The sequence below is a fragment of the Mesorhizobium sp. M7A.F.Ca.CA.004.06.1.1 genome, from assembly GCF_003999135.1.
GTDB lineage: Bacteria > Pseudomonadota > Alphaproteobacteria > Rhizobiales > Rhizobiaceae > Mesorhizobium.
In genome coordinates this window covers 1-379 of the sequence record NZ_RZPQ01001503.1, presented here as the reverse complement: position 1 = coordinate 379, position 379 = coordinate 1, and the positions used below count along the sequence as shown (strand labels likewise).

At 59.4% G+C, this 379-nt stretch carries 1 protein-coding gene; it reads left to right on the top strand.

The genetic code is table 11. The annotated features are described in order from the left end of the window. The coding region (locus tag EN906_RS37150) for a helix-turn-helix domain-containing protein (protein ID WP_281060492.1) at positions 1 to 234 on the top strand (234 nt) is incomplete at its 5' end. Positions 235 to 379 lie beyond the last annotated feature (145 nt).

Genomic DNA, 379 nt, shown 5'->3' with positions numbered 1-379 from the left:
GTCGAGCACTTCCTGCAGCGCTATTTCGCTTCCTTTGCCGGCGATTTGCCACCTGCCGGGCTTTATCAGCGCATCCTGTCCGAGGTCGAGTTTCCCCTCGTCCTGGCTTCGATGACGGCAACCCGCGGCAACCAGATCAAGGCCGCGGAACTGCTGGGCTTGAACCGCAACACGCTGCGCAAGAAGATCCGCGAGCTCGGCGTCAACGTCTACAAATCATCGCGGCAGGGCTGAGCCTTGATCTGAGCCCGCGCTCTTTTCAGGGGATCGGCTCGCGAAAGATTTCCGTCTCGGTCACACTTGTTGCATAATCGCCACAATGCGTTGCATACATCCGACGCAATCATGGCTCTAGACGGCGACATGGCTCCGCAGGCAC